This window comes from Dietzia sp. DQ11-38-2 (assembly GCF_014145055.1).
Taxonomy (GTDB): domain Bacteria; phylum Actinomycetota; class Actinomycetes; order Mycobacteriales; family Mycobacteriaceae; genus Dietzia.
On record NZ_JAALDW010000156.1, the window covers coordinates 1 to 2,567 of the forward strand.

The 2,567-nt window shown below is 69.6% G+C and carries 2 protein-coding genes, 1 tRNA gene and 1 pseudogene; 1 reads left to right on the forward strand and 3 read right to left on the reverse strand.

The window, feature by feature from the left end; genetic code table 11:
* Positions 1-77 precede the first annotated feature (77 nt).
* Positions 78-163, reverse strand: a tRNA-Leu gene (locus tag G6026_RS06200).
* Positions 164-350: 187 nt separating this feature from the next.
* On the opposite strand from G6026_RS06200, the gene G6026_RS06205 reads away from it, so the two are divergent.
* Positions 351-893, forward strand: coding sequence for a YbhB/YbcL family Raf kinase inhibitor-like protein (locus tag G6026_RS06205; RefSeq protein WP_107756463.1), 543 nt, complete (start codon positions 351-353; stop codon positions 891-893).
* A gap of 3 nt (positions 894-896) precedes the next feature.
* Here G6026_RS06205 and G6026_RS06210 read toward each other — a convergent pair whose 3' ends face one another.
* Positions 897-1,964 carry a quinone-dependent dihydroorotate dehydrogenase gene (locus G6026_RS06210; RefSeq protein WP_182612576.1) on the reverse strand — a complete coding sequence of 356 codons (1,068 nt, stop codon included), beginning with the start codon at positions 1,962-1,964 and terminating at the stop codon, positions 897-899.
* Positions 1,965-1,998: 34 nt separating this feature from the next.
* Positions 1,999-2,567: pseudogene (locus tag G6026_RS06215) on the reverse strand (hypothetical protein); the annotation flags it as partial.

A 2,567-nucleotide genomic window follows, 5' to 3' on the forward strand; every position in this document is an offset into this window, starting at 1 on the left:
ACCACTCTATGGGGCACTACTAAGTGGGCCCCGGGTCCTCACGGATCCGGGGCCACTTCTACTGTCTCGACACAGTGTGCGCGAGGGGGGACTTGAACCCCCACGTCCGTTAATAGGACACTAGCACCTCAAGCTAGCGCGTCTGCCATTCCGCCACTCGCGCTCGCACACTGGTGACCTGCACCGGATCTTCCCCGGCTTGGTCGTGCGAGGAATGACACTAGCCGATGCGCGAACCGTGGGACAAATCGGACCCCGCTCCCACCCGACGCCGTCCGGTCATCGCTGGTAGACAAGGACGAGACCGGCCGGGGACACCTCCCCGCACCGTCCGACCCAGGAGGATGACGATGACCGACTTCCGCGTGCCGAACCCCTACGACGCACTTCCGGACCTCCCCGCCCTCGAGGTGACGAGCGAATCCTTCGTCGAGGGCTCCACCCTCTCGTCCGGGCAGCTCGGCGGGAAGATGGGAGTCGAAGGCGGCGAGGACAAGTCGCCTCAGGTGAGCTGGAGTGCCGGGCCGGAGGGGACCCGGACCTACGTGGTGACCGTGTTCGACCCCGACGCGCCGACCGCCTCGGGGTTCTGGCACTGGTCGGTGGCCAACATCCCCGCCGACGTGACCTCGCTACCGGAGGGGGCGTGCACCGGCGACGACACCTCGGGCCTCCCGGAGGGGTCCGTCGTGGTCCGCAACGACGCCGGGTTCAAGGGATTCGTGGGAGCGGCCCCACCGGAGGGGCACGGTCCGCACCGATACATCCTCGCCGTTCACGCCGTCGGCGACGAGATCGAACTCGGAGAGGACGCCTCCTGCGCCTTCGTGGGGTTCAACCTCTTCGGGCAGGGCCTGGCCCGCGGGACCGTCACGGCGCTCTTCGAGCAGTAGGGGTCAGCTGACCGCCGAACCCACGGCCTCCGCCAGGGAGGCGAACCCGCCCTGCCGGAGCCGTCGGGCGACGAGCTTGTTGGTCCCACGGATGAGATCGGGTCCGGTGAACACGAAACCGGTGTACGTCTGGACCAGATGAGCACCGTGGGTGATGCGGTCCCACACGTCCTCCGGGGTCTCGACGCCGCCCACCGAGATGAGGACGATCCGATCGCCGGCCCGCTCGTGGATCCGGGCGAGCACCTGGCGGGACCGGGCCGCGACGGGCGCCCCCGAGATCCCTCCCGCACCCATCGCCTCCACGACGGCAGCCGGTGTCCTGAGCCCGTCCCGGGAGATGGTGGTGTTGGTGGCGACGATGCCCGCGAGGCCCAGCTCCATGACGAGGTCCGTGACCGCGTCGATGTCGTCGTCGTCCAGGTCGGGCGCGATCTTGACCAACACGGGGATCGTCGCCACGTCACGGACCGCGGTGAGGATGGGGCGGAGTGAGTCGACCGCCTGGAGATCCCTGAGGCCGGGGGTGTTGGGGGAGCTGACGTTGACCACCATGTAGTCGGCCAGCCCGGTGAGCACGCTGGCGGACGCCACGTAGTCGCGGACCGCGTCCTCCGGGGGCACCACCTTGGTCTTACCGATGTTGATCCCCACGGGGTCGCTGCTCCGGCGCCTGCGCAGATTGTTGGCCGCGTTGCCCGCGCCGTGATTGTTGAAGCCCATCCGGTTGAGGATCGCCCGGTCCTCCGGCAGCCGGAACAGACGGGGCGCCGGATTCCCGGGCTGGGGTGACGCGGTGACCGTGCCGACCTCGCTGAACCCGAACCCGATCGCACCCCACGAGTCGACGGCCGCGGCGTTCTTGTCGAAACCGGCGGCGAGGCCGAGCGGCCCGGGGAACCGGCGCCCCAGGACATCCTGGGCCAGGATCGGATCCCGGACACCGAGGACCCGGCGCACGAGCGAACCCAGCGGTGGTACCAGGGTCAACAGCTTGAGAAAGCCGAAGACCAGGTGGTGGATCCGTTCCGCGGGAAAGCGGAACAGCACACTCTTCATCAGCGAGTACACGGTCCTCCTCGATGGGGCGTGGGTGGTGCGTCGATCAGCTCGACGGCTCCGGGAGCTCTGGCCGCATCAGGTGCAGTCCCGCACCGTCGGCGGATCCGACGACCACCGTCCCGGAAGCGGTGACCACCAGGGAATCGGGTTGGCGCACCGTCGCGATCTCGGCCCGCCGTACCCCCGTGCCGTCGCCGAGATCGTACGCCTGGACGGTGTTGGTCCCGGTGGAGGTGACCCAGACGACGTCCCGGGTGGGGTCCCCGGCGACCGCCCAGGGCGCGGCCGCGACCGGGAACTGCTGATGGAGCCGGATCGGCGAGGTCGAGTAGACCAGCAGTGTGTCCCCCACGGTGTCGCTGGCGACGATGGTGACATCCCCGTACTCACCGAGCATCCCGGCTCCTCTGCCGGCGCGCAGGAGCGGCCCGGCCCCGGATTCGTCCAGATCGATGCTGGCGATGACGGTGTCCGGTCGGCTGAACGCCGTGACCGAACCGTCCCGGGCCACGCTGATCCGATCGACCGACGTCAGACCACCGACGCGATGCCGCTCGGCCCCGTCGGGGTCGCGGACCACCACCTCGCCGCCGGGGGCGCCCGTGAGGAGCC

Coding starts and splice junctions, on each gene's coding strand:
- G6026_RS06205 (WP_107756463.1), top strand. CDS start 351: ATGACCGACTTCCGCGTGCCGAACCCCTACGACGCACTTCCGGACCTC.